The following is a 26,070-nucleotide window of genomic DNA, read 5'->3' on the forward strand; positions in this document are numbered from 1 at the left end:
AGCCTTAGCCATTTGATTTTCCTCGTTTACGTCGACACCAGTTTAGAGAAAAACAACCCTGAAAAACTTTCTTTATCGACATTCGCCTAAAAAACTAGATACCTAATACTTGAAAAGCAGACTATAATAGCCTGCTTCTTTTAAATCTTTGTAGAAATTCTACCAAGTTGTATATCTGGAGCTCTTATCGAGATTTGAACTCGAGACCTCTCCCTTACCAAGGGAGTGCTCTACCACTGAGCTATAAGAGCGATCTCTTCGATGGAGCGGGAGACGAGGATCGAACTCGCGACATGCAGCTTGGAAGGCTGCCACTCTACCAACTGAGTTACTCCCGCGCGTTGGTACTTAACCACTTCAATCGAAGCTAGATGGTGGTGAGAGAAGGATTCGAACCTTCGAAGCTTTCGCAACAGAGTTACAGTCTGCCCCCTTTGGCCGCTCGGGAATCTCACCATATCACACTTACACAGTGCTGTTCTTCACTTTAACACTCTACTACATTAAGATGGTGCCGGCACACGGATTCGAACTGTGGACCTACTGATTACAAGTCAGTTGCTCTACCAACTGAGCTATGCCGGCGTTTCTTAGTGTTTCGTACGTTTCGTATCGGAACGGTGTGCAGTTTAGCAAAACTCTCAGGCTATGCAAGCAGTTTTTTTATAAAAACTGCGAAAAACTCATAAAATCAAACCATTTGATGATAATTCAACCGCTTTGATCACTGCGCGAGCTTTTATTTGGGTTTCATTCCATTCTGATTCTGGATTTGAGTCTGCAACAAGCCCTGCTCCAGCTTGCACATATACTTTTTTATCACGAATCACACAGGTACGAATCGCTATCGACATATCCATTTCACCATGCCAACCCAAATATCCAACAGCACCACCAAATACACCACGCTTAACTGGTTCTACTTCATCAATGATTTCCATTGCACGAATTTTAGGTGCACCTGAAAGTGTGCCCGCGGGGAATGTTGCTTTAAATACATCAAGTGCATCGACATCATCTCGAACCTCACCCTGAACATTTGACACGATATGCATCACATGTGAGTAGCGCTCAATCACCATACGATCAGTGACTTGAACCTTACCAATCTTTGAAACCCGACCAACATCATTTCGTCCAAGATCAATCAGCATTAAATGTTCTGCAATTTCTTTTTCATCAGCCAATAAATCTTGCTCTAAAGCCAAATCTTCTTCTTTAGTTTTTCCACGTGGTCGAGTGCCTGCTAAAGGACGTACTGTTGCGATACCATTCTCCAAACGAGACAAAATCTCAGGAGATGAACCAACAATATGAAAAGGCTTCTGATCCGTCAGTGTTTGTCCTTGTACCAAGAATAAATAAGGTGAAGGGTTTAAATGACGGAGTGCACGATAAACCTGTAATGCTTCACCATCAAAATCAGAAACCATACGCTGACCAGGTACCACCTGCATCACATCACCAGCACGAATGTACTCTTTTACCTTCTCAACGGTTGCAAGGAACTTCTCTTTACCTGTAATAGATTCAAAATGAGGAGCAGAATGCGGCTTTGCTTGCAGACTTACAGGTATTGCAAGTAATTGTTCAAGTTGATCTAATTTTTGTTGTGCTTGTTGATAGGCATTTTCTTGATTCACATCAGCATGATGAATCAAAAATAACGTATCTTTCAAATTATCAAAAACAATAACTGTTTTAGATAGCATTAACCATAAATCGGGTAAAGACACAGGGTCGGCTGTTGGTACATTTTTAAGTTTAGGTTCAATATAACGCACTGCATCATAACCAAGATAACCAACTAAACCGCCAGTAAAGCTTGGTAAATCAGGCAACTCATTTTGAGTCGGCACTTTAAATTGTTTTTGAAAATCACGTATATATTGGAATGGATCACTACATTCTTGTTGAATAACAGAACCATCCAACTGTTGAATAGTCAAGATTCCTGCATTGCAAGAAAAAACTGTCGACTCTCCCAACCCAATCATGGAATAACGCGCCCAGTTCTCCCCACCTTCAACAGACTCAAACAAATATGCTTGTTTGTGTTCTCTGAAGCGCGCAAAAACAGAAAGCGGAGTTTCGGTATCCGCTAAACGTTGACGGTATACAGGAATAGTGTTGTAGCCTAATGATTTTAACTGTTCGAATTGTACTAAGGTAGTCATGAATATTCTCTATGGTTTCGATTTAATCTGCGTTTAGTTTTAATGCTGCTTTAATCCCGCCATCGAAAAACCATACTCATTTTCATGCCCTTCTCCTCACCTGATCTTCATCTACCAATTCTGCCAAACTGTCTATCACTTGTTGTGGTTGGCAGTCATAGATACTTTCTCCATGATTATAGCCATAGCTGACCACAATACAATCTATACCTGCACGTCTTGCCGCTTCAACATCATTACTTGAATCGCCAATCATCAACGTTTCAGAAGCCAGAGCATTTTGCTGCTGCATACAATGTAACAATGGCAACGGATGCGGTTTGCGCTCAGCTAAACTATCACCACCAATTACCATTTTAAAATAAGCACTCAATCCCAAAACATCGAGAATACCTCGAGCCAAGTGTTCAGGCTTATTGGTTACACATGCCATCGTTATTTGATGTGTTTGACAATACTGTAAAAATTCCAACACCCCTGCATATACTTTCGTGTCGACACATAATTCCTGTGCATAGATTTCAACAAATGTATCAAGCAAATGATTGAGTTGCTCTGGATTAGCATCTCCAAATAAATGATCAAGCACCGTTTCACACAACTTTGCAGCGCCTTTTCCAACCCAAGCTCGAATCTGTGCTTCCGTGACTAATGGAAATCCTAGCTTTTCCAAACTGAGATTCATCGCACGGTACAAATCTGCTGCAGAATCAACAAGTGTTCCATCGAGATCAAAAAGAATAAGGCTACGACGCTCTAACTGTGCAATTAGCATAAATTTACTCGACATAAAAAAGGCATACGCTCATGGTATGCCCTGATTGTAAAAGCTTCGCGTAATTATTTAAAGAACAGCCAAGCAATCACAGCCAAAATGATCAGCACGATAATTGAAATCAAACCTACAGATGCATTTTTCTGTTGCTCAACTTCTTGTGCCACTCGTGATACAGGCTCTTCAAATGGAATAGGTTGTTGTTCTAAAGTCGACTGCACATCAACACCTTGTGGTATCGGCGCAGGCTTTGGAATCGCAACTTGCTGCGGCATTCCATCACGACTAATTGGAGTTTCGACAACACGTTCAGCTATACTTGGCATGCCTTGGTCGTGTGATGTTGATGGCACTGGTTCTGCTTCAATTTCAGGCAATTCAGCATCAACAGGTGCAAGTACAGAAAACATAAAGCTCGCAAATTGCAAAATATCCCCATCATGCAACTCTGTTTCTTGTTCAATTTTCAAATCATTGATAAATGTGCCATTTGAAGAATTCAAATCTTGAACCCAAAGCTGCTGATCTTTCAACAACAAGGCAGCATGTCGACGAGAAATATCAGCAGATTGCAACAAAAGGTCAGCATCTTGATGACGACCAACTAACATATCACGCTCTACGCTAATCTCTTGCCCCGTAAATTCACCCGTAATGGCTTGTAGTTTCCAAGTCATAGATGCATATCCTTATAAAATTTCTCTCAATTTTAACATTGTGACATAAGGTCTTCTGTGCATCTACTGTGAAGATGCCGAACGAATCGTCGTAGTTGTCACTGTATTCTTACTACGCTCAGTCGATTTTGCTGGCAGCTGAATAGATTGCTGTTGTACCTGGGGTTCTATAGTCGCTACAGGTGTAGTTACGACACTACTTTGATTTTGTGTTGCTGTTGGAACCTTTTGATACGGTGACGTAGTATTTAACGGTTGTTGACGATAAATATCAGCCACATTTTCAGGTAACTTAGCAAAATTACCATTTTTATCCATAGCTAGCTGCAAGCTATAAAGCTGATTGTAACGTTGTTGAGAAATTCGACGCACATCATCCGAATCACCAACAATCGTTGGGTGGATGAAAACCAATAAATTACGCTTTTCATTGGTTTTACTGTCTGCACGGAATAATCGACCAAGGTAAGGAATATCACCTAAGACAGGCAATCCTTGTCTCGAATGGATTGAATTGTCGGAAATCAAACCACCTAGCACAACCGTTTGACCATGATCAGCTAAAACCGAAGTTTTGATGGCACGCTTACTGGTCACCAAATCAGTTGCTTGACCGCGACTTTCCTGTACAGCAGAGACTTCTTGCTCAACCTCTAACCGAACAGAACCACCTTCACCAATATGCGGTACAACTTTTAGCGTTACACCCACATCCTTACGCTCAACAGTCGTATATGGATTCACACCTGTACTATTAGTCGTTACAGAACCTGTTACGAATGGTACATTCTGCCCCACAACAATATAGGCTTCCTCATTATCCATCGTCACAATAGATGGTGTGGAAAGAAGGTTGGATTTCGTGTTACTTTTTAGCGCCTGAATCAATGCACCATAAAGCTTACGTGAACCATTCGCACCTTCTTTATAGTCACCCACCACAATCGAAGAACCAGCCCCAATTGCAGAACCCAAACCAGCCGCTCCACCTGTCAGATATCCAGCAGCTAGTTTTGATAAACTAGACCCAACATTAGTAAAGTTTATTAATCCAATACCGCTACTTATATCACCTAATGCCCACTGAACACCCAATTGATCTGCATCATCACCAGCAACTTCAATAATTGCTGCTTCGATCAGCACCTGTTGACGACGTATATCTAATTGCTGAATCGCTGCCTCAATTTCACGCATTAATTGAGGATCCGCTTTAACTACCAATGCATTCTGCGTACTGTCCGCAATAATGCTAACACCATTACCATTAAAGCTTGAAACACTTCCATTTTGATTATTTGAGCCGCTATTCAAATTAATTGAAGGCGTGGAAATCGAGGAAGATGATCCAGATGTTGAATTTGAGCTTTGATTGTTTGAAACAAGGTTATTGATTGGATTATTTGATGAACCTGCATTATTTGATGCTGAAGATGATGAAACTGATTGACCAGTGACCAAGCCTTGCAATATTTCAGCTAAGTTTTTTGCACTGGCGTACTTCAAACGAAAAACCTTCAAACCGCCCAAACGATCTGCCGAAGGCACATCTAACATTTCGATCATTTGACGTAAACGTTTACGCGAATCAGGATCGCCCTTAATCAAAATGCGATTAGTCCGATTATCCGCAATGATGCGTACACGTGAGCCAATAAAATCTTTAGATGCACCCGTTGCACTCATCGTTTCTAGCAAACCAATGATTTCTTCTGCTTGGCTTGATTGCAAACTAATCGCTTCAATATCATTCTGACCTGTGCCATCAAGATTACGTACAATATTTTCTAACTGATAAATATTTGCGGCACGATCAGAAACAATCAACGCATTTGTTCCAGCTACAGCAGCTAAATGCGCGAATTGCGGCATTAGAGGACGAAGTGCAGGAATCAAATCATTAGGGTTAGTATTTTGCAGCCAAATCACACGTGTAACGATTTGGTCTCCACCCGCACGACTGCGCGAATCATATGGAATACCAGAATTTTTCACATTGCTATCAGGAACAAGTTTTACAGTATTTCCCGATGGTAAAGCCACAACACCGTTAACATTCAAAACACCTAAAAATAGGTCATAAACCTCATCTTTATTTAAAGGCTTATTTGAAATCACCGTGACGTTACCACGCACACGAGGATCAACTGCAAAGTTTTTCCCCGTAATATCTGCAACTTCATTAATAAATGCTGTTAAGTCCGCATCACGTAAATTGATCTTCCATGTTTGTGCTTGCACATGGGTACTGATTGACGCGGCTAATGGTGCTGCGGCAAGTAATGCCCAAAGTGGACGTTGATGATTTAAAAAAGCCATAACCTGCACTTATTCCTAACTTATGTGGTGACGTGTTATCACTAAAAACTTTGTTGTATGGTCATCACTTGATCACCACGTTTTATTTCTATTTTGGCATGCCCTTCACGACGTACTTGCTCTAATAATTGTACTTCGCTTAGCCCTTGCCCAACAGTTTGACCGTTAATCGAAAGAATACGATCACCTGAGCGCAAACCTAATGTGTTTTTCAAGTTCGATGGTGTTCGATCAGAGATTTCATAACCATCTGAACCGCCGCCGGTCACACCCATATTTTTTAAATACTGCTCTCGATTATCTTGCATCTGCTGTATGGCTTGACCTAAAGCAGATTGCGGAGAACTTTGAGAAGATGCTTGGGGCTGCATTTGAGTTGGCTGATTATTCATACTCTCATTTAAAACGGGTGCTATCGGTTGATATAAGCCGTTTTCAAGACCTTTGAATTTAACTTCTCGTGTAGCACCATTTCCTTGCCTAAGAATCACATGATCCCAATAAACCTCTGCAAGTTGGTAGGACGTTGAGCCAATAGTCTCACCGACACGATAACGCTCAGCAATGTCATTGAGTTTAATGACAGCAGAGGATAAATAACTTGGATAACCTAGCAAAACCCCCTGCAACTCTAAATTAACATTATCTTGAGCAGAAACTGCTGCGGGTTCGTTAAATAATGCAAACGAACTAATGTTGGGTACTTGAGCTTGCTGCGAACCCAACTCAACTCGATCAAACTGCATCGGCTGCGGCGGGGCGACAACAAACCAAAATAAGGAAGCCAACTTCCAACATAGCCATAGCACTAATATTACCAACACCAACGCACCTAGCTTGTCTAACTTCTGCCATCTCAATTGTTGAATCTTTTGAGCAAATTGTTTCATCAGAAGCCACCCTGCATGAGTGGTTGACGTGAGCTAATCACGTAAGTATCTAAACCAGCTTTTCCTTCATATGACGGAATATTCAAAAGCATTCGTTGCGTCAATTGCACATCAAGCATCAAACTAGGGTCTAAACTTAGATTTGCCATTTTTTGACTGCGCTGATCACGTACATCTACTTGTAACTGACCATTTTCATCTTTTATTTCAGCCATTAATGAAGGCATATTCATACGATCTTGACGTTGACCGAACGTATAATTCAATTCACCACCACCCCAGTTTAGCTGCCCTTCCGCAGCACTAAATCCTTTTTCTTTTTGATAATTTAACTGAACATCTTTTAATTGAATCGCGTTCTCAGGCCACTGCCAATTTGCAAAATACTTTAAGGTTTCAGGTGAAACTTCACCTTGAAGACTCTTGATCATGATTTTTTTACCAAAACCATAACCAAAAACACCATTAAATTGGGTATTTCCACTGTGTATATCGAGATTTGCACCAACACGTAATAACAATAAATCTAGAGGTCTAGTTTTCCAATGGACAGTTCCTCGCAATTGACCACGTTGCCAATCCGCCTGCCCCTGCCAGATATTGCCACTAACATTATGTAATATTTGATTATCTTTAGAAAACTTAGCAATTAACCATGTTGCTGGAATTTGTAAAATAATAAAAATTAAGAATGCAAAAACGGCGAAAATCCACCATCTCCATTGTTTTGTTTTTTTCTTCATTCCACCCTTACCAACACGCAAAATATCATCCTTGTCGAGACACTCGCCCTCTGATTGACATTATGCATACTTTTTCAACATCGCCAATTCTCTCATATAAAAAAACCAAGCTTTTTAAGCCTGGCTTTTTAATAAAGGATAAAATCACCTTATGACAATACGATGACTTTAAAACTTGACTTAGATTAAGAAATCTTCAAGTTTTGCACCTTTCTCTAATTCTGCAACTAACCAACGTGGTTGCTTACCGCGACCTGTCCAAGTTTCTTCTGCATTATTTTTATTACGGTAACGCGGCTCAACAGCTTTACGGGTTGTTTTCTTACGTTTTTGCTCACCAAGCTCCAAAAGCTCTTCAACGCTGTATCCAACGTTTTCAGCAATCGCAATAATTTGATTATAAGCATCTTCAATTGCTTGATCTTTTTTGCTTGCAATTAAAGCTTCAGCTTCAGCTTGCAAACGCTTGAGATCTTCAACAGATAAATCACTAATATCTGGTTTCATTAGAACCACTCCAACTCAAAAGGGAAATATATCACTCAAAAAATAAAATGAATTAAAAATTCAACTCAATATTAATTTATATGTAATTAGATAATCAATATTAAAATAGTCAACTTAATCACAGCATTCACTTAAATCAGCTATTATTTACAATAAAACAAAGAAACTTTGTTCACATCAAATATTACAGCACTTTTTACCATTCTTTTAACTTCATATTTTATTGTTATTATTTCTTAAAATATCAATTCAAAACCCACCTTAAAATAAACTTAATCTAGATTTATAAGTAAGCTTTATTTTAAAAAATTTATTGAATTGCACCTCGATACAACTCAATAAATATGACTTAGATAAAATTATACATAACTGTCTTTACATATTATTCAATATGATGTCCAACACTTGATTCCAACGTTATAATACGATTACGAATCTCGGTAGGTATATTAATTTTCTTTGAATCATGTTTGCCAACACACACCATGACGGCCTCACCAGTTGCAACCACTTGAGCTTGATCACGACTCCATAAAACATAATGCATTCTAAACGCACTATTTCTTAACTCTTCAATTCTTGCACCAATATGCAGCACATCAGGATAAAATACTGGGCTTAAATATTTACATTGACTCGAAGCAACAACCGTCAATATATCCTCATCGAATATATTTAATTTCATTAAATAAGCAATTCGTGCACTTTCAATATATCGATAATATTGAACATTATTTACATGTCCAAAAGCATCCATATCCCCCCATGCAACAGTTTGCTCAAGAATTACTGGATAGACAGACAGCTCTTTCATTATTTCACTCATATCTTAAAGTTAAGAAAATTAACATCATTTTCAAAGATTAAATTCAACTGTCTGATTAAATCAGAATCATCACCCAAGGTAGATTTAATCCTTAAATAACTCATTAAAATATTATCAGGATATAAATCCAACAATTGTGCTGCTTCAGTCTGGCGATCTGTCGCCATAAATATATGCCATTTTGCAAAAGCCAGCATTGGAACGCTGGTATATTTTTGTTCCAACTCCATAATTCGTTGTTCAACATAAGCATAATCAGGAATTTGCTTAAGTAGCTGTTGTTGAAACCACAAATAAAATACTTCAGGATCAAAATGCTCTTGCAATAGATGTAAGGCAAGCTCCTCGTGCTGAACACTCATTTCAGGCATTCGAGCCAATAATTTTAACCAAAGTACTTTACTGGTATACGGCCGTGCTTTGATTTCTGAATGCAGCATCATGTAACGTTGTTGAAGTGCACCTAAATCATCGACAGTAGCTTGATCAAATTGAATTAATAATTGCTGCAACCAAAGATCACGATGTTCTGCATCTAGCAGCCCATGTTGAGTACTTTGTAAAAACACCCATGGCCTTTGTAAGGCCAATTTACCCCACAAACTGGTTATTTTTTGCTGATATGCCGTTTCAATTTCGCTTAGCCAAGGGGATAGTTGATGTTGTGCGAGAAATTCCAAATGTGTAAGTGCTTTTTCTGTCTCTTGTCGCTCTAGAAAAATATCCACTCTAAGCAATTCAGCAAGTTCAAAAGCCATAGGGGCTGACTTTTCTAGATTCATCAATGCCGTTTCATAATCACCGTTGCGATAATCAAATTGAGCATCAACGATATTACTCAGTAAACCTGACTGTGTGAAAACTCGCTCAATGAACACTTGCTGATCTTTGGCAGCATCTAATAACCAAACGATGCCAAGCTGCTCATAAGGATGTAAATCTTTAAATCGAAGAATTGTATCTTTCTGTCTTTGCTGTTGTGCGAGATATCTTTTTGCTAATAACCATCCTGCCTGAGCGATGAAGCTCACAAGAATAAAGCAGGTTACTAATCCCCAAAAGCTACTTTGAAACTGCCAGTCCCGCCAATAGATATAAGCGTAACCACTACCGTAACCATAGCTAAAGACTGAAAAAATAGCGAATAAGCTAAGGATTGCAAGGAAATATATCTTCAATAAATGCTTCATATCGGACTACCCTAGCAAACCGAGAGTCGTTAGTTTCGGAGCAGGAACGACTGGAAGATTAAGCATTTTCTCCACACGTAGTTTCATTTGCTGACTACTACGATCTGGCAAATCCTCTAAAAGCAGCATAACTTCTTGCATTGACTTGCGATATTCAGTGGCTTGATTTAAATGCAATGCTTGCTCTGCAAGTAATAATCTTAATTGAGCCTCTTTTAGTAAAATACTTCGTTGGATTAAGTCTGGTGGAGTGCGTTGCACCTTTTCAAATTTGAACCATTGCCACCATGAACGTTCACTGTTTTTCTGCAGTCGAATATCGGGTTTCTGCATTTCTTGCTGAAGCTGCTGATCTAAATACTGCAACAACGTATCAAACTGCTGACGCTGCTGAGTTTGCAGCAATACATATTGTTGAATGTTTTGCTTATCTTGTTCCATCGCTTTGATAAGACCATGCTGCAATGCTGGTGAAACTTGATGTTGAGCCATTTGTTGTTGCAACTGATTCAACTGTTCTAGCGCAAAAATAAATTGTTGCTGATCTACAGCAAACTGCACTAATTGTAGTTTTTGCTTGATTACAACGGCGGGAGCAATACCATTAATCGTTATCGGTGTAGTTACAAGTTTATTATTGGTATTTGAGGTGTTTTTGTCTTGCAGTTGTCGTTGCAAACCCACTAATTGGTCATTTAACAAAGAGTATTGTTGCTGTGATTGAACCAACTGCTGTTGAAGCTGAGGAATTGTTTGAGAATATTGCGCAACATCATAACTGAGTTTCGCCAACCACACCAAACCCAGAACCAATATGAAATAAGCAATTTTTCTCATGATTGTCCTTGCCAGCCTTGAATAGAATGAATAATTTCTAATGGTGCTAATGTTTCTAACTGAATATATTTCAACATAGAATCTACTTGATTTTGCGTTTGACACAATACCTGAGCTAAACGCTCACCAAGTACTAAATAAATACAATCCAACTCTTTACTAATCTGTGCGGTAAGCTGTTGCCAGTTTCTCCAACTTGCTTCACTACTAATCAACACAAAAACTGGTTGTTGTGCTACCAATTGAGATACGAGTTTAGGAAATTTAGTCAAACTTAGCTCAGGGCATTGGCGACGATAAAGGATAAAGTTGAGAACATTAACGCCTGTTTGTTGCAAATGTTGCATCATAAATTGACGTCCGCCATGCCCACGCCAAAATGCGACTGTATTTAAGTCAACGCGTTCTCTAAGTATCGGTAGCTGCAACATCCCTTCTGAACTTTCCACATCAGGAACAAGACTATCAATCCCAAAGGTTTTTAGCGCTGCTGCTGTGGCTTGCCCAACCGCGATCCATTGAATATGTTTAAGTTGATCTAAATCAATCCCACTATTCTTGAGATACAGCATACCAATCTCAACAGCAGTTGGACTAACCACAACGATCACTTGCGAAGCCTTGAGTTGATCATACAACTGCTTCAAATCTGCTGTAAATGGCTCAGCAACCAACTCAAGTAAGGGCAAGGATTCAACCTGTATCCCCTCTTGAATTAGCGCTTGATTTAATGGATGTGCTCGATCTTCAGGGCGCGTATTGATGAATAACATTTTAATATAAAGCTTTCAGTAGCTCACCTGCACCCTGTGCCAATAATTTTTCGGCTAAAACTACACCCAATCGCTCTCCCTCATCCAATGCTCCTGACAATTGTTCTTTTAATAGCGTCTTTCCATCCACACTACCGACTCGACCTTCGATATGAAGTTGATTTTGAGTAATTGTCGCATAACCAGCGATCGGAACTTGGCATCCACCTTCAAGATAGGCATTAAATGCACGTTCTGCACGTACACAAATTGAAGTTACTTCATGTTGAAGAGGAGAGATTAATTCCAATAATTCTTGATCATCTGCACGACATTCCAACCCCAAAGCACCTTGCCCTACTGCAGGCAAACTCAATGTAGGTGCGAGGCAATGGCGAATCCTCTCTGCCAAACCTAAGCGTTTTAAACCTGCGCTAGCTAAAATGATCGCATCATACAGTCCATCATCGAGTTTAGATAAACGTGTTCCTACATTACCGCGTAGATCAATAATTTCTAAATCAGGACGTTGCTGAAGTATCTGACATTTACGGCGTAGACTTGAGGTCCCAACTTTCGCACCATGTGGTAACTCATCAAAATGAGCATATTGATTCGATACAAAAGCATCTAGAGGATCTTCGCGTTCACAGATCACTGCAAGTGTTAAACCTTCAGGTAAATGCATCGGAACATCTTTCATTGAATGTACAGCTAAATCAGCACGCCCATCCAATAGTGCTGCCTCCAACTCTTTTACAAATAAACCTTTACCACCAATTTTTGCCAAAGGCGTATCTAAAATTTTATCACCTTGGGTTACAAACTTAACCAATTCAACCGTTAAATCAGGATAAAGTTCATTTAAACGAGCACGAATATGCTCAGCTTGCCAAAGTGCAAGAGGACTTTGTCGAGTTGCAATTTTTAGAGTTTTCATAAATCTAAGTTAAGTATTGATCAAAGCAATTGCTCCAAACTTAACTTGATCATTTAAAAATGCAAGTAAAAAAAGCAAAAAGTGATCATAACAAGCTTAGCTTCAACAAATTATAGTTGATGCATACACTCTCTTAGACTTGGTAAATGACGGCGACTCACCGACAAGCGCTCCTCGAGTTCACGTAATCGAACTTGGTATTGTCCAGCAGCAACCAGCTCTAAACCTTCTAAATAATCTAGTGAAACAAGCGCATTACGATGGATTCTAATAAAGCGGTCAGCAAACTCATGCTCTAAATCTTTTAATGTTTCATCTATCAATACACTGCCATTTTTATGGCGCACGGTGACATACTTCTGATCCGCCAAAAAATAATAAATATTTTCTAGAGGGATAAGTTCGACCCCACGATAAGTTTTCGCAGCAATTTGGTGACGTTGAGTTTTAGTATCGTACATATGATCTTGTTGTTTTAAACCCGTCATTTGAGCTTGGGTAAGTTGAGTTAAATTATCAAAGACCTGCTGTAAATCTTGTTGGGCTACAGGTTTGAGTAAATATCCTTGGGCTTGAAATTTAAATGCTTCCAATGCATGTTGATCGTATGCCGTACAAAAAATAATAGCAGGACGTGGGTTCAAGTGACTCAATTGCTCAGCGCACTCTAATCCATTCATCCCTGGCATTTGAATATCTAATAAAACAACATCTGGTGAATCATTTTCAATATGATCTAACACATCTTGCCCATGATGTGCTGTCGCAATCACTTCATGCCCCATTTGGGTCACTAAACGTGATAAACGCTCTACTGCGAGAGGTTCATCATCAGCAATCAGAACTTTCATCCTCTCCTCCTTGTCACCGTTAACATCATCCATATTTTTTATGGTTAACTGGACTTATTATTTTACTCGATCGTGGTAACTCACCACAGTCGTATATAACGACACTCCCCCATACACTTGAAACTTCACAGCTGGCCCATAATAAGCCTTCAAGCGCTGTTCAACATTTTCTATTGCAATACCATTCCCTGTTCTGGATTTTATTTTATCGTGAGAATAGGGGTTAGTAATGACTATAGTGACTTGATTTTGCAATATTTCAACCAATACGCTAATCGTTGAAGCTTGTAAAACTTTTTCCACCCCATGAAAAATACTATTCTCTAACAAAGGTTGCAACGTTAATAATGGAATAGTCGCTCGTTTTAACTCAATTGGTGTCGCTTGAATATTCCATTCTACGGTTAATCGGTCACCTAAACGCATTTTCTCAATACTGAGATATTGCTTACACAGATCAATTTCTTCCTCCAAACTTACCAGTTTCAACTCCTGAAAACTGGCCCGAAACAATCGAGAAAGACTGATCAACATATTTTCAGCTTTATCTTGATCTATTGAAATCAAACTGACCACACTATTTAAACTATTGAATAAAAAATGTGGATGAATCCTTGCTTGCATCGCTTGAATACGCGCATTTAACTCACTGTACTGCTGACGCAACCATTGCTCACGCATATATAAATAACGTAAGCAAAAAGCACCCAATAAAATACCATACCCCAAATGCAAACTTACGCCATGAAATAAGACATCTTCGGAAAAACCAGTAGATCGAGCTGCCCAAAACTGAATGATATTCACAGCGCAAGTTGTAAGCAGCACAATGATTTGCAGGACAACAAAACCCAAAGTCAAAGCGACCTTTTGACTTAACTTAGTAAAGAAATCCTGAAAATAATCAACAAATGCGGAAAAAGATAAAATCACCCAATTAATAAAAAAGGTATATTGTAAAACGCGAATACCTTCCAAAGCATGCCAAGAGCGAGCTTCCGCCAATGCTAAAACCATTGCCAATACATTACTTGCAACAATTAGTTCTAATAAGTGTTGCCATTGACCAATTTTCGTAAAAAAATACGTGCCTGATGAATTCATCTGACGAGATTGCGATAACTTCTTGCGTCGAGTTTCGGCATCTGCGTTTGGATTTGCTATACTCTTTTTTATTTTACTGAGCCGCCATGACCACATCTTCTCAATCCTCATCTTCAGCAAGCCCTAATCAAACCTCTGGTATGTGGGGCGGTCGCTTCTCAGAAGCAACGGATGCATTTGTTGCAGAATTTACAGCATCTGTGCAATTTGACCAACGTTTTTATAAACAAGATATTGCGGGCTCTATTGCTCATGCAACCATGTTAGCGAAAGTTGGTGTACTCACTGAAGCTGAACGTGATGACATTATTCAAGGTTTAAGCATGATTAAAGCAGAAATCGAAGCTGGAAATTTTGAATGGCGTATTGATTTAGAAGATGTCCACATGAACATTGAGTCTCGTCTGACTCAACGTATTGGCATCACAGGTAAAAAACTTCATACAGGTCGCAGTCGTAATGACCAAGTAGCAACAGATATTCGTTTATATCTACGTGATGAAATTGATGACATTTTAGGCTTATTACTTCGCTTACAAAAAGGTTTACTGAGTTTAGCAAGTCAAAATACGCATACCATCATGCCCGGTTTTACTCATTTACAAACAGCTCAACCTGTGACGTTTGGTCATCACTTATTAGCTTGGTTTGAAATGCTTGTTCGTGACACCGAACGTTTACAAGACTGCCGTAAACGTGTCAATCGTATGCCACTCGGCTCAGCAGCCTTAGCTGGTACAACCTACCCGATTGATCGTGCCTATACCGCTGAGTTATTAGGTTTTGAAGCCGTTTCAGAAAACTCTCTGGATGCAGTCTCAGATCGTGATTTTGCGATTGAATTTAATGCAGCAGCATCTTTGATCATGATGCACTTATCGCGTATGTCTGAAGAACTAATTCTATGGACTTCAGCTCAGTTCAAGTTTGTGAATATTCCTGATCGCTTCTGTACTGGTTCTTCAATCATGCCCCAGAAGAAAAACCCAGATGTTCCTGAATTAGTTCGTGGTAAGTCTGGTCGTGTTTTTGGCGACTTAATTAGCTTATTGACCTTAATGAAAGGTCAACCATTGGCATACAACAAAGATAACCAAGAAGACAAAGAACCATTATTTGATGCAATTGATACTGTTCGCGGCTCACTTATGGCTTTTGCAGACATGGTTCCAGCACTGGTACCAAATATTGAAGTTATGCGTGAAGCAGCTTTACGTGGCTTCTCTACAGCAACTGACCTTGCAGATTACCTTGTTAAAAAAGGGGTTGCTTTCCGTGATGCGCATGAAATTGTTGGTAAAGCAGTTGCTCTTGGCGTAGCAGAAGAAAAAGATTTGTCTGAGCTTTCTCTTGAACAGCTACAACAATTCTCTGATCTGATTGAAGCAGATGTATTTGACAAAGCTTTGACTTTAGAAGCTTCAGTGAATGCACGTGACCATATTGGTGGAACTTCACCTAAACAAGTTGAAGCCGCAATTGTTCGTGCACACACTCGCTTAGAACAGCTATACGCTTAAGGACTGATCATGACTAGACAAGTATTTTGCCGTAAATACCAACAAGAACTTGAAGGTTTAGATTTTGCACCATTCCCTGGTGCAAAGGGTCAAGAATTTTTTGAGACTGTATCTAAACAAGCTTGGCAAGAATGGTTAAAACATCAAACTACATTGATTAACGAAAAACGTTTAAATGTCTTTGAACCAGATGCAAAAAAATTCCTCGAGGAACAACGCGAGAAATTTTTCAACAATGACCAAAGCGTAGAAAAAGCCGAAGGCTGGAAGCCTGAACAAGGATAAGCTGAGTAACGCTCTACCCTTATCGAAAAGCTAAGCTCTGCCAAGTTAAGCAAGGGAGCTTAGTATTTTTAAAATTTCTTGTATCAAAAGCAATGATTCCATCATTGCTTTTTTTATTTAAAAATTGGCAAGACGACTTTGATTTTTTTAATTACAGGCTATTTTTTACCATAGGTTCAAATTTTGATCTAAAAACACTTATGATTTATCATTTTTATTTACGTGATCTTTACACTAGTAATAAAGGATTACAGAGTATACACAGTTGTCTACATGACAGATTGAACGATTCTATTTAAAGTTACTTATAGAAAGATAGAGATACCCCCAATATCTCAACAATGCATGATATTTCTCTCCCAGACTTTTCCCCCGAAGTCTGGGATTTTTTTATTTACTCTATCTAAATATCTGTGTGACATATTCGTTTCTGCAATCTTATGGAGATAGCAGGAAATACTCCCAAATCACAAATCCTAAACCAAATCCAAGACATGCATATAGAACGATAATGAAGAAAACGAAGCTCGCATTATTTTTCTTTTTTAGGAAACTCATAGCATTCTCGCCTTTAGGTTGAAAATACTATTTTGAAAAAATACTGATTCTAAATATAGCCACAAAGCCTTCAAAAAAAACTATAACAGATCATTTAAATCAGCCCAAAATGATCCAAACAAACCGTTTTTAATAAAAAAAGTGAACTTAATCAAAATCCGCTTCAGATTCACTTTGATTAAATTCACTTTCTATTAAATCTTTTTGGCTGTGCCAAAATTACTTTTGATTTACTTTTTGTTCAATTTCTTCAATGCTAGTATGACGAACATCCATACCTTTCGCCATATAGATCACTTGCTCAGAAATATTACGCGCATGATCACCAATTCGCTCTAAAGAACGTAACACCCACATCACATTAATAACACGTGAGATATGACGTGGATCTTCAATCATATATGTCATAAGTGTACGAGTCGCTGATTGATATTCACGATCAATATCGACATCAGCCATAACAACTTTCAAAGCCTGATCCACATCTAAACGCGCAAATGCATCTAATGCATCATGGATCATGACACGAACCTGATTACCAATATGACGTGTTTCCATGTAACCACGTGGTGACTCACCCTCTTCACAAAGATTTTGAGCAATACGTGCAATTTTTGCAGCTTCATCACCAATTCGCTCAAGATCGGTATTGGCTTTGCTCATTGCAATAACCATACGCAAATCGATCGCAGCAGGATGACGGCGCGCCAAAATTAAAGTCAAACCTTCATCAATATCTCGCTCATATTGATTCACCGTGTTGTCTTTAAACTGAACGTCAATCGCTAAATTGGCATCTGTGTCTAATAAAGCATGAATTGAGTTAGCAACTTGCTGCTCTACTAATCCGCCCATTGTCATAAATTTGGTATGAACATCTTGTAGGTCTTCATTAAATTGTGAAGAAATATGGTGACTTAACACTGGATTACTTGGACACACAGGATGCCTCCACTAGACACATGGAAAAAATGATTGGTGATTAAACCATAACTATGATGAAACTTTTATGACAATAGCATGGATTTGACAATTAACGAATGGTGTTAATTGATACAACAATAAAGCAAAAATCTGTTAGTCTAAATGCCTAGCTTGACGGAGCGCAGTTAACAAACTGCTGAGATTGTCTAAATTCTCAATTTAAAGACAAGTACCGTTGAACCTGATCAGGTTAACACCTGCGTAGGAATCAAGCCCAGCAAAAACTTCGCCTTTATTTATCAAAGAGATAAATCCGCCATCGTTTTTGGTCGTGCTTGATTCGTTAATGCCAAACATAAGGATCATGCAATGAACCAATTAACGAATCTTTCCCCTGCTGATATTTCCGCTCAACATGAGCAAGATGCTAAAGATTTAACCCGTATCTTACCTGCCTCCAAAAAAGTCTATGTTGAAGGTTCACGCCCAGACATCCAAGTACCGTTCAGAGAAATCAGTCTCACAGATACTCCTACTGGTTTAGGTGGCGAACATAACCCACCGATCATGGTTTACGATACATCTGGAGTCTATACAGATCCAAATGTCCAAATTGATTTGAACAAAGGTTTACCTCTAGTTCGCCAATCATGGATTGAAGAACGCAATGATACAGATGTTTTAGAAACCTTGAGTTCTGAGTTTGGACAAGCACGCTTAAAAGATATTCGTACAGCAGATATTCGGTTTGCTCATATCCAAAATCCTCGCCGCGCAAAAGCAGGCAAAAATGTCACGCAAATGCATTATGCGAAGCAAGGTATTATCACGCCAGAAATGGAATATATTGCAATTCGTGAGAATCAACGCCAACGTCATGACGTTGATATGCGCCAACATGCAGGACAAAACTTTGGTGCACAAAATTCAAGAGAAATTACCCCTGAATTTGTACGTCAAGAAATTGCTGCAGGACGTGCGATTATCCCTGCAAATATTAATCACCCTGAATGTGAACCGATGATTATTGGTCGTAATTTTTTAGTGAAGATTAATGCCAATATTGGTAATTCAGCGCTTGGCTCATCTATTGATGAAGAAGTTGCCAAAATGACATGGGCAACACGTTGGGGTGCTGACACCATTATGGATTTATCGACAGGTAAAAATATCCATGAAACACGCGAATGGATCATTCGCAACTCACCTGTTCCAATTGGGACTGTTCCAATTTACCAAGCTTTAGAAAAAGTGGATGGTGTTGCAGAAGACCTCACTTGGGAAATTTTTAAAGACACCTTGATTGAACAAGCTGAACAAGGTGTAGATTATTTCACCATTCATGCTGGGGTCTTACTTCGCTACGTTCCTATGACTGCAAATCGCCTCACAGGCATTGTATCTCGTGGGGGTTCAATTATGGCACAATGGTGTTTAGCACATCATCAGGAAAACTTCTTGTACACGCATTTCGATGAAATTTGCGAAATCATGAAAGCTTATGATGTCTCATTCAGCTTAGGTGATGGGCTACGACCTGGATGTGTTCAAGATGCCAATGACGAAGCGCAATTTAGTGAACTTAAAACACTGGGAGAATTGACACATCGTGCTTGGGAACATGACGTTCAGGTGATGATTGAGGGTCCTGGTCATGTGCCTATGCATATGATTAAAGAGAATATGGATTTACAACTAGAAGTCTGTAAAGAAGCTCCTTTCTATACTCTTGGACCACTCACGACTGACATCGCACCAGGATATGATCACATTACCTCAGCAATCGGTGCTGCGATGATTGGTTGGTATGGTACAGCGATGCTTTGCTATGTTACACCGAAAGAACATCTAGGCTTACCAAATAAGAAAGATGTAAAAGATGGCATCATTACTTACAAAATTGCAGCGCATGCGGCAGATTTAGCCAAAGGTCATCCAGGTGCTCAAGTTCGAGACAATGCTTTATCAAAAGCACGCTTTGAATTCCGATGGGACGATCAATTTAATCTGAGCTTAGACCCTGATACGGCACGCAGCATGCATGATGAAACACTTCCAAAAGAAGCTCATAAATCAGCTCATTTCTGTTCGATGTGTGGACCAAAATTCTGTTCGATGAAAATCACACAGAATGTGCGAGATTATGCGCAAAATCAACACAATGCCAATCAATCAAATGATGAAGATGCAGAAGTTGAAGCAGGTCTCAATGCCATGAAAACCGCTTATCAGGAACATGGTCAAAAACTGTACCACAAAGTGTAAATCGACTAAAAAAACATTTTCCAACGAACCATTCTCGGTTAGGATGAGATATGTACAATCTCATCCTAATTTATGATGAATATTCTTGAGCACGCCAGCTTTTCAGCATCCGACGTTTCGATAGAATCTCGAGAGAACTTATTTCGAGGGTTCATTCAGGTAGAGAAAGTCACAATAAAACATAGATTATTTAATAAATCTAATTATTCATCATCTATTCATCGTGAATTAATTCACCGTCCCGAAGCGGCTGGTGTTTTATTATATGATAATCAGCAAAGACGTTTTGCTTTGATCGAACAATTTCGAATTGGGGCATTAAACGATACCGTTTCACCTTGGCAATTAGAAGTGATTGCTGGTGTTTTAGATGGGGATGAAACACCTGAAACATGTATTCGCCGTGAAAGCTTAGAAGAAGCGGGTTGTGAAGTTCATGACTTACAACATTTATTCACCTTCTATCCTTCGGCAGGGGCATGTTCAGAAATTTTTCACTTATATGTTGCAAATGTTGAATTACCAACATCAGGTGGCGTGTTTGGAATGCCAGACGAAGGTGAAGACATTCAACTTCATTTGTTTGATTATTCTGATGCACCTCTATTATTAAAAAATGGGCGGTTGAGAAATGCACCTGTCATTATGGCATTGCAGTGGCTTACTCAGCATTTACGACAACAATAAAAATCTGAAGGGGATAAAGCGGTGACTTTTCAAGTCTCAACATTATCACAAAAAGATTTTGTGATGATCCAGATTACGGATACTCATTTACTTGAATATCCACATTTAGAATTTGTCGGAATGCAACCCGAACAAAGTTTTCATGCAGTAATCGACTTGATGCGTCAAACACACCCTGAGATTGACTTGATTGTTCATACAGGTGATTTAGCTCAGAATCCGACGCCACTCACCTATCATCGCTATCTCGAGTATATGCACAGCTTGAGCATTCCTTTTTTTCAAACACCTGGGAATCACGATGATGTCAATCATTTTCCATTCCATGAGCAAGACAAGACTGCTCCAACAGTTGTCGAGCTTGGAAATTGGTGTGTCATTTTATTAAATAGCGCCCAGCCGAATCGTATTGACGGCAAAATCGCAGATGCCCAATTGCAGCAACTTCCAAAATTATTGACTCAACTACATGATCGTTATGTCATGATTGCATGTCACCACCATCCCTTTGCAATGCAATCTGCATGGATTGATCAGCATAAATTAAAAAATTCTTCTGATTTACTTGAAACCATTCAGCCCTTTAGCAATGTTAAGGCAATTATTTGTGGACATGTGCATCAAGACTCTATTACGTCATGGCAAGGTATAGAGTTTCTATCGACACCTTCTACATGTATTCAGTTCAAACCAAAAAGTGAAAAATTTGCACTTGATGAAGAACACCCTGGCTACCGTTATATCCGTTTGAAAGCAGATGGCGAGATTGAAACACAAGTACATCGTCTGAGTAATTCTCAACGCTTGAGTAGTTCAGAAGTCTTAGGTTATGACTAAACTTTTGATTACAAATCACATCCTAGATTTATCACTAATTCTAGACAGTAATGACTACCATCTTGCTGAAAAAGTCTATATGATGTCGACCCTTGATGGAAAAAACCATCTTAGGTTTCTATAAAAACACTTGCATATCACCATATTTTTTGCGTATAGATAGTACGTGTAAGATGAGGAATGCCCTATATGGCGAATGACAACCAAAATCAAGTCTTGGACGAACACACAGCAGTGATCGACGAACAAAAATCGGCTGTAAAACGTGTACGCAAAACCAAACCTAAAGCTTCTGAAGGCGGTACAACTGCGAGCTTGTTTGGGATTGAACCTTATCAGCCGAAAAAAAATGAAGAATACATGTCTGATGGACAACTTGAGCATTTCCGCCAAATCTTAAATGCATGGAAAGCAGAGTTAATGTCAGAAGTTGATCGTACGCTCAACACAATGCAAGATGAATCAACAGCTTTACCCGATGTAAATGATAGAGCGACTCAGGAAGAAGAGTTTGCGATTGAATTACGTACACGTGATCGTGAGCGTAAGCTGATTCGTAAAATCGAGCAATCATTAGAAGCGATCCAAAGTGGTGATTACGGTTTCTGCGAAACTTGCGGTATCGAAATCGGCTTACGCCGTTTAGAAGCTCGTCCAACAGCTACTCAATGTATCGATTGCAAAACTTTGGCTGAAATCAAAGAAAAGCAAAACAACGGATAACCATCCCGCCTAACCTCCCTTTAGAAAGGGAGGAATATTGCGAATTTTAAAAACCCATTGTTTTCGCATATCTCCCTCCTTGTATTGGAGGGATTAGGTGTAGATTTAATTATTTAGACAACAATAAATCTTTATGTCTTATATCGGACGTTTTGCACCCTCTCCCACTGGCCCTTTGCATTTTGGTTCTTTACTGACTGCTGTCGCAAGCTATTGTGATGCCAAAGCCAATCATGGTAAGTGGTTAGTACGAATAGAAGATACCGATATTCCTCGCATTTATCCAAATAGCGAAACTCACATTTTATCTTGCATCGATGCCTTTGAATTTGAACCTGATGCCGAGATTATTTTCCAAAAAGATCGTTTAACTATTTATGAGCAAGTACTCGATCAACTCAAACAGCAACATGCCATATATGCTTGCCAATGCACCCGCAAAATGCTCGGCTCTAATCACATCTATGCTGGCACATGCCGAGATTTAAATCTTGATTTTGCTGAGCAAGCCATTCGTTTAAAAGTCGATGATCTGCTGATTTGTTTTGAAGACAGATTACAAGGTCGACAATGTTCCAACCTAAAAGATGATCTTGGTGACTTCGTTCTAAAACGAAGAGATGGCATCATTAGTTATCAATTAGCAGTTGTGGTTGATGATTATTTACAAGGCATTACGCATGTCGTTCGCGGTGCGGATTTATTAGATAATACCGCTCGACAAATCTGGCTTGGTTCTATATTGAACTATCCAAGTTTGAGTTATATGCATTTACCCCTTGCTATGAATGGTCAAGGTCAGAAATTATCTAAGCAAAATTTGGCACAAGCATTAGACGTATCAAAGGCTTCTGAATTATTACAGCAAGCCATATTGGCACTTGGGCAACCAAATGTTGAATTAAATCAACCTAGAATAATGCTGCAACAAGCTGTACAGCAATGGGATGTAAATTTAATCCCTAAAGGCATTCATTTGACAGGATCTTATTTATAAAACAAAAGAGACCCTAATAAATTAGGGTCTCTTTTGTATCAGAAACTAAATTCCTTAGAAATTCGATTCTTCTTTGACAGGATTTAGCTCTTGGGTTGAAGCATCAATTTTCAAAATCAGACTAATCATCGCAGCACACATCATCAATGATGTACCACCATAACTAATAAATGGCAGTGTCAAACCTTTGGTTGGCATCAAGCCCATATTCATGCCTGCATTTACCAAAATCTGTAACAGGAAAATAATGCTGATACCATAAGCTAAATAACCTGCGCGTAGATAATTATGCTGTAATGCACGATGACCAATACGAATACAACATGCCAGCATAGTAAATGAGAGAATCATGACCGTGGTTACACCGAAGAATCCAAACTCCTCACCTAAGACTGCTAACATAAAGTCTGTATGTGCTTCCGGAAGATAGGAAAGTTTCTGGACACTATGTCCCAAACCTGTTCCAAACCATTCACCCCGACCAAATGCCATCAAAGCATTTGACAACTGATAACCCACACCTAATGGATCAGCCCAAGGGTTGGTAAATGAAATAAGTCGTTGAAAGCGGAATGGTTCAAATAAAATCAGTGCGGTAATCCCTGCAAGAATCGCCCCTAACATGATCAAAAACTGAGTCGCAGGCGCGCCAGCTAAGAAGAACACACCAACCATCATTAAAACTATCACCGCTGTTGCCCCAAGATCAGGCTCAGCAACGATAAAACCGACTGTAAGTGCCATTACTCCGCTTAAGCGTAGCAAACCTTTCCAGTGCGTTCGAACCTCTTTCGCACGGCGCACCACATAATCTGCCGTAAAAATTGCCATCACAATCTTAGCAATCTCCGTTGGCTGTATTGTGAAACCACCAACTTTAATCCAACGATGTGCGCCATTCACTTCTGACCCGACCACCAAAACGGCGAGCAGCAATATGATCGTAATCAGCCATAATGGAAACGCATTTTTAAACCATAAGTTTAAAGAGACACGATAAGTCAAAAATGCAACCACAGCGGCGACAACAATCGAAATACCATGACGAATCAAAAAATAAAATGGATTCTCATGGATATATTCTGCATACGGCATGGAAGCAGAGGCCACCATCACCGAACCCAAACAGAGTAAAGACACCACACAGAAAATCAGAATGTTACGTGGTGTCATTTCTGCTGGAAGCTTCGGCAATCGATTTAAGATTTGAGAAATCTTCTGCACTGTATTTTGGGCCAAATCCGCCATAACGCTGTTCCTAGTTTTTATTTTCACTCAAGGCATTTACACATGCCACGAACTGATGCCCGCGATCATTATAACTTTTAAACATATCAAAACTTGCACATGCTGGCGACAACAGAACCACATCTTCAGCTTGCGTTACTTGCTGAGCAAGCTTGACCGCAGCTTTTAAGCTAGACGCGTGCTGAATAACAGTTGTTCCTTGTATCGCTTGTTCAATTACAGGTGCATCCTCGCCAATTAGAATGACAGATTTCACATATTTTTGTATTGCATTACGCAAAGGACGGAAATCCTGACCTTTGCCTTGACCGCCTAAAATAAGTGCTAATTTGCCTTTATTGACTTCAATAGCAGCGCCAAGCCCATCAATCGCCGCTAGAGTTGCACCGACATTTGTTCCTTTTGAATCATTGTAATAACGCACACCATCAATCGTTTGCACATATTCACAACGATGTTCCAAGCCTTTGAATGTTTTCAATGTTTCCAACATGCTCGGCAACGGGAATCCAACTGCTTCACCAATGGCCAAACAAGCAAGTGCATTTGCTACATTGTGCATTCCTTGAATATACATCTCAGAGGTTTTTAAGATACGCTCTCTTCCACGTGCCAACCACATGGTGCCATCTGCATCTCTCAACACACCATATTGATTTAAATCAGGAGCATTCAAACCGAAACTTTGCATTGGTGTTGCATCAGGCACTAAAGGACGGCTTAAATTATCATCACGGTTATAAACGACTTTTTTAACACCTTGGAAAATACGATGTTTGGCTTTGTGATAACCCAACATATCACCGTGACGATCCAAGTGGTCTTCACTCATATTGAGAACAACCGCAACTTCAGCATTCAAATGCGAAGTAGTTTCCAACTGGAAACTCGATAACTCCAAAACGATGAGTTCAGGTTTGTCTTTTAATAAATCTAAAGCTGGTCGACCTAAGTTTCCACCAACAGCCACTTTCTTTCCAGCATCCTGAGCCATCAAACCCACGAGTGTTGTCACTGTACTTTTAGCATTTGACCCTGTAATCGCAATAATGGGAGCATCAGTTGCACGGCGTAAAAGCTGAATATCCCCTACAACTGGAATTCCTTTATCAATGGCTTGTTGAATTTCAGGTAATTGTGGTGCTAATCCAGGACTTAAAATAATCTCTTCGGCCTGAAGTAATAGCTCTGTATCGAGTCGTCCAAAGCTCATTCTCACCTCAGCAGGAATTTGATCATGACCTGGTGGAGTTTCTCGAGAGTCTGTTACTGCAACTTGGTAGCCTTGTTCATGCAGAAAGTTTACTGCTGACACACCAGAAATACCCAAGCCAGCAACAACTTTTAATCCACCACGTTGTATTAACATTTTTGCCCCATTTTATCGCAGATCACAGAATGGCAAAAATGTTAGCACTTTGCTGTTTTGAATGCTTTT

The 26,070-nt window shown here is 39.4% G+C and carries 25 protein-coding genes, 4 tRNA genes and 1 riboswitch; of the genes, 7 read left to right on the forward strand and 22 right to left on the reverse strand.

Going from position 1 to position 26,070, the window contains the following annotated elements; genetic code table 11:
* Positions 1–176: 176 nt before the first annotated feature.
* The 18 genes from IRT38_RS01430 to IRT38_RS01515 form a co-directional block, all read right to left on the reverse strand.
* Positions 177–251: transfer RNA gene (locus tag IRT38_RS01430), tRNA-Thr, on the reverse strand.
* An 11-nt stretch (positions 252–262) separates the two neighbouring features.
* Positions 263–338, reverse strand: a tRNA-Gly gene (locus IRT38_RS01435).
* Positions 339–372: 34 nt separating this feature from the next.
* Positions 373–456: transfer RNA gene (locus IRT38_RS01440), tRNA-Tyr, on the reverse strand.
* Positions 457–509: 53 nt separating this feature from the next.
* A tRNA-Thr gene (locus IRT38_RS01445) sits at positions 510–585 on the reverse strand.
* Between the two features lie 98 nt (positions 586–683).
* Positions 684–2,177, reverse strand: a complete 1,494-nt coding sequence (trpE, locus tag IRT38_RS01450) for an anthranilate synthase component I (RefSeq protein WP_194596769.1) — start codon at positions 2,175–2,177, stop codon at positions 684–686.
* An 82-nt stretch (positions 2,178–2,259) separates the two neighbouring features.
* Positions 2,260–2,952, reverse strand: coding sequence for a phosphoglycolate phosphatase (locus IRT38_RS01455; protein ID WP_194596770.1), 693 nt, complete (start codon positions 2,950–2,952; stop codon positions 2,260–2,262).
* 65 nt (positions 2,953–3,017) lie between these two features.
* Entirely contained in the window at positions 3,018–3,629 is a 612-nt protein-coding gene (locus IRT38_RS01460; RefSeq protein WP_194596771.1) for an FHA domain-containing protein, read from the reverse strand.
* A 63-nt stretch (positions 3,630–3,692) separates the two neighbouring features.
* Positions 3,693–5,948 carry a type II secretion system secretin GspD gene (gene gspD, locus IRT38_RS01465; RefSeq protein ID WP_194596772.1) on the reverse strand — a complete coding sequence of 752 codons (2,256 nt, stop codon included), beginning with the start codon at positions 5,946–5,948 and terminating at the stop codon, positions 3,693–3,695.
* 41 nt (positions 5,949–5,989) lie between these two features.
* Entirely contained in the window at positions 5,990–6,838 is an 849-nt protein-coding gene (locus tag IRT38_RS01470; RefSeq protein ID WP_194596773.1) for a type II secretion system protein N, read from the reverse strand.
* A complete protein-coding gene (gene gspN / locus IRT38_RS01475; RefSeq protein ID WP_125299600.1) occupies positions 6,838–7,581 on the reverse strand; it encodes a type II secretion system protein N in 744 nt (247 codons plus the stop codon). The genes IRT38_RS01470 and gspN overlap by 1 nt, the downstream gene beginning before the upstream one ends.
* Before the next feature lie 180 nt (positions 7,582–7,761).
* Entirely contained in the window at positions 7,762–8,088 is a 327-nt protein-coding gene (locus tag IRT38_RS01480; protein WP_004958548.1) for an H-NS family nucleoid-associated regulatory protein, read from the reverse strand.
* 382 nt (positions 8,089–8,470) lie between these two features.
* Positions 8,471–8,902, reverse strand: coding sequence for an acyl-CoA thioesterase (locus tag IRT38_RS01485; RefSeq protein WP_004957383.1), 432 nt, complete (start codon positions 8,900–8,902; stop codon positions 8,471–8,473).
* Between the two features lie 8 nt (positions 8,903–8,910).
* On the reverse strand, positions 8,911–10,104 hold the full coding sequence (locus IRT38_RS01490; protein WP_004957381.1) for a hypothetical protein: 1,194 nt from the start codon (positions 10,102–10,104) through the stop codon (positions 8,911–8,913).
* A gap of 6 nt (positions 10,105–10,110) precedes the next feature.
* Complete coding sequence (locus IRT38_RS01495; protein ID WP_194596774.1) at positions 10,111–10,941, reverse strand: hypothetical protein; 831 nt, start codon at positions 10,939–10,941, stop codon at positions 10,111–10,113.
* Complete coding sequence (locus IRT38_RS01500) at positions 10,938–11,714, reverse strand: uroporphyrinogen-III synthase (protein ID WP_194596775.1); 777 nt, start codon at positions 11,712–11,714, stop codon at positions 10,938–10,940. Before IRT38_RS01500 ends, IRT38_RS01495 begins: the two co-directional genes overlap by 4 nt.
* Before the next feature lies 1 nt (position 11,715).
* Positions 11,716–12,633, reverse strand: coding sequence for a hydroxymethylbilane synthase (hemC, locus tag IRT38_RS01505; RefSeq protein WP_004916978.1), 918 nt, complete (start codon positions 12,631–12,633; stop codon positions 11,716–11,718).
* A gap of 110 nt (positions 12,634–12,743) precedes the next feature.
* Complete coding sequence (locus IRT38_RS01510) at positions 12,744–13,484, reverse strand: LytR/AlgR family response regulator transcription factor (RefSeq protein WP_194596776.1); 741 nt, start codon at positions 13,482–13,484, stop codon at positions 12,744–12,746.
* A 57-nt stretch (positions 13,485–13,541) separates the two neighbouring features.
* Positions 13,542–14,684, reverse strand: a complete 1,143-nt coding sequence (locus tag IRT38_RS01515) for a sensor histidine kinase (protein WP_194596777.1) — start codon at positions 14,682–14,684, stop codon at positions 13,542–13,544.
* Here IRT38_RS01515 and argH point away from each other — a divergent pair.
* Both argH and IRT38_RS01525 read left to right on the forward strand, forming a co-directional pair.
* Positions 14,675–16,108 carry an argininosuccinate lyase gene (gene argH, locus IRT38_RS01520; protein ID WP_194596778.1) on the forward strand — a complete coding sequence of 478 codons (1,434 nt, stop codon included), beginning with the start codon at positions 14,675–14,677 and terminating at the stop codon, positions 16,106–16,108. The genes IRT38_RS01515 and argH overlap by 10 nt on opposite strands.
* 9 nt (positions 16,109–16,117) lie before the next feature.
* Positions 16,118–16,393, forward strand: a complete 276-nt coding sequence (locus IRT38_RS01525; RefSeq protein WP_004916986.1) for an oxidative damage protection protein — start codon at positions 16,118–16,120, stop codon at positions 16,391–16,393.
* A gap of 438 nt (positions 16,394–16,831) precedes the next feature.
* On the opposite strand, the gene IRT38_RS01530 is transcribed toward IRT38_RS01525, so the two are convergent.
* Complete coding sequence (locus IRT38_RS01530; protein ID WP_004916987.1) at positions 16,832–16,951, reverse strand: hypothetical protein; 120 nt, start codon at positions 16,949–16,951, stop codon at positions 16,832–16,834.
* A 219-nt stretch (positions 16,952–17,170) separates the two neighbouring features.
* The gene (phoU, locus tag IRT38_RS01535; protein WP_075696858.1) at positions 17,171–17,893 is read right to left on the reverse strand and encodes a phosphate signaling complex protein PhoU; all 723 of its coding nucleotides are present in this window, start codon (positions 17,891–17,893) and stop codon (positions 17,171–17,173) included.
* 147 nt (positions 17,894–18,040) lie between these two features.
* Positions 18,041–18,160: riboswitch (TPP riboswitch) on the forward strand.
* A gap of 84 nt (positions 18,161–18,244) precedes the next feature.
* Here phoU and thiC point away from each other — a divergent pair.
* The 5 genes from thiC (at position 18,245) to gluQRS (ending at position 23,384) form a co-directional block, all read left to right on the forward strand.
* Positions 18,245–20,140 carry a phosphomethylpyrimidine synthase ThiC gene (gene thiC, locus IRT38_RS01540; protein ID WP_194596779.1) on the forward strand — a complete coding sequence of 632 codons (1,896 nt, stop codon included), beginning with the start codon at positions 18,245–18,247 and terminating at the stop codon, positions 20,138–20,140.
* Positions 20,141–20,215: 75 nt separating this feature from the next.
* Entirely contained in the window at positions 20,216–20,827 is a 612-nt protein-coding gene (locus IRT38_RS01545) for an NUDIX domain-containing protein (protein ID WP_005403538.1), read from the forward strand.
* 21 nt (positions 20,828–20,848) lie between these two features.
* Positions 20,849–21,664, forward strand: a complete 816-nt coding sequence (cpdA, locus tag IRT38_RS01550) for a 3',5'-cyclic-AMP phosphodiesterase (protein ID WP_194596780.1) — start codon at positions 20,849–20,851, stop codon at positions 21,662–21,664.
* A gap of 189 nt (positions 21,665–21,853) precedes the next feature.
* On the forward strand, positions 21,854–22,387 hold the full coding sequence (dksA, locus tag IRT38_RS01555; protein WP_039908806.1) for an RNA polymerase-binding protein DksA: 534 nt from the start codon (positions 21,854–21,856) through the stop codon (positions 22,385–22,387).
* Between the two features lie 133 nt (positions 22,388–22,520).
* Positions 22,521–23,384 (forward strand): tRNA glutamyl-Q(34) synthetase GluQRS, encoded by an 864-nt coding sequence (gluQRS, locus tag IRT38_RS01560; RefSeq protein ID WP_194596781.1) that lies wholly within the window; start codon positions 22,521–22,523, stop codon positions 23,382–23,384.
* A gap of 54 nt (positions 23,385–23,438) precedes the next feature.
* Here gluQRS and ftsW read toward each other — a convergent pair whose 3' ends face one another.
* Both ftsW and murD read right to left on the reverse strand, forming a co-directional pair.
* On the reverse strand, positions 23,439–24,632 hold the full coding sequence (gene ftsW, locus IRT38_RS01565; protein WP_004916997.1) for a putative lipid II flippase FtsW: 1,194 nt from the start codon (positions 24,630–24,632) through the stop codon (positions 23,439–23,441).
* 10 nt (positions 24,633–24,642) lie between these two features.
* A complete protein-coding gene (gene murD / locus IRT38_RS01570) occupies positions 24,643–26,001 on the reverse strand; it encodes a UDP-N-acetylmuramoyl-L-alanine--D-glutamate ligase (protein WP_194596782.1) in 1,359 nt (452 codons plus the stop codon).
* Positions 26,002–26,070 lie beyond the last annotated feature (69 nt).

The sequence above is a fragment of the Acinetobacter sp. SK-43 genome, from assembly GCF_015351505.1.
In the GTDB taxonomy this organism is placed as follows: domain Bacteria; phylum Pseudomonadota; class Gammaproteobacteria; order Pseudomonadales; family Moraxellaceae; genus Acinetobacter; species Acinetobacter junii.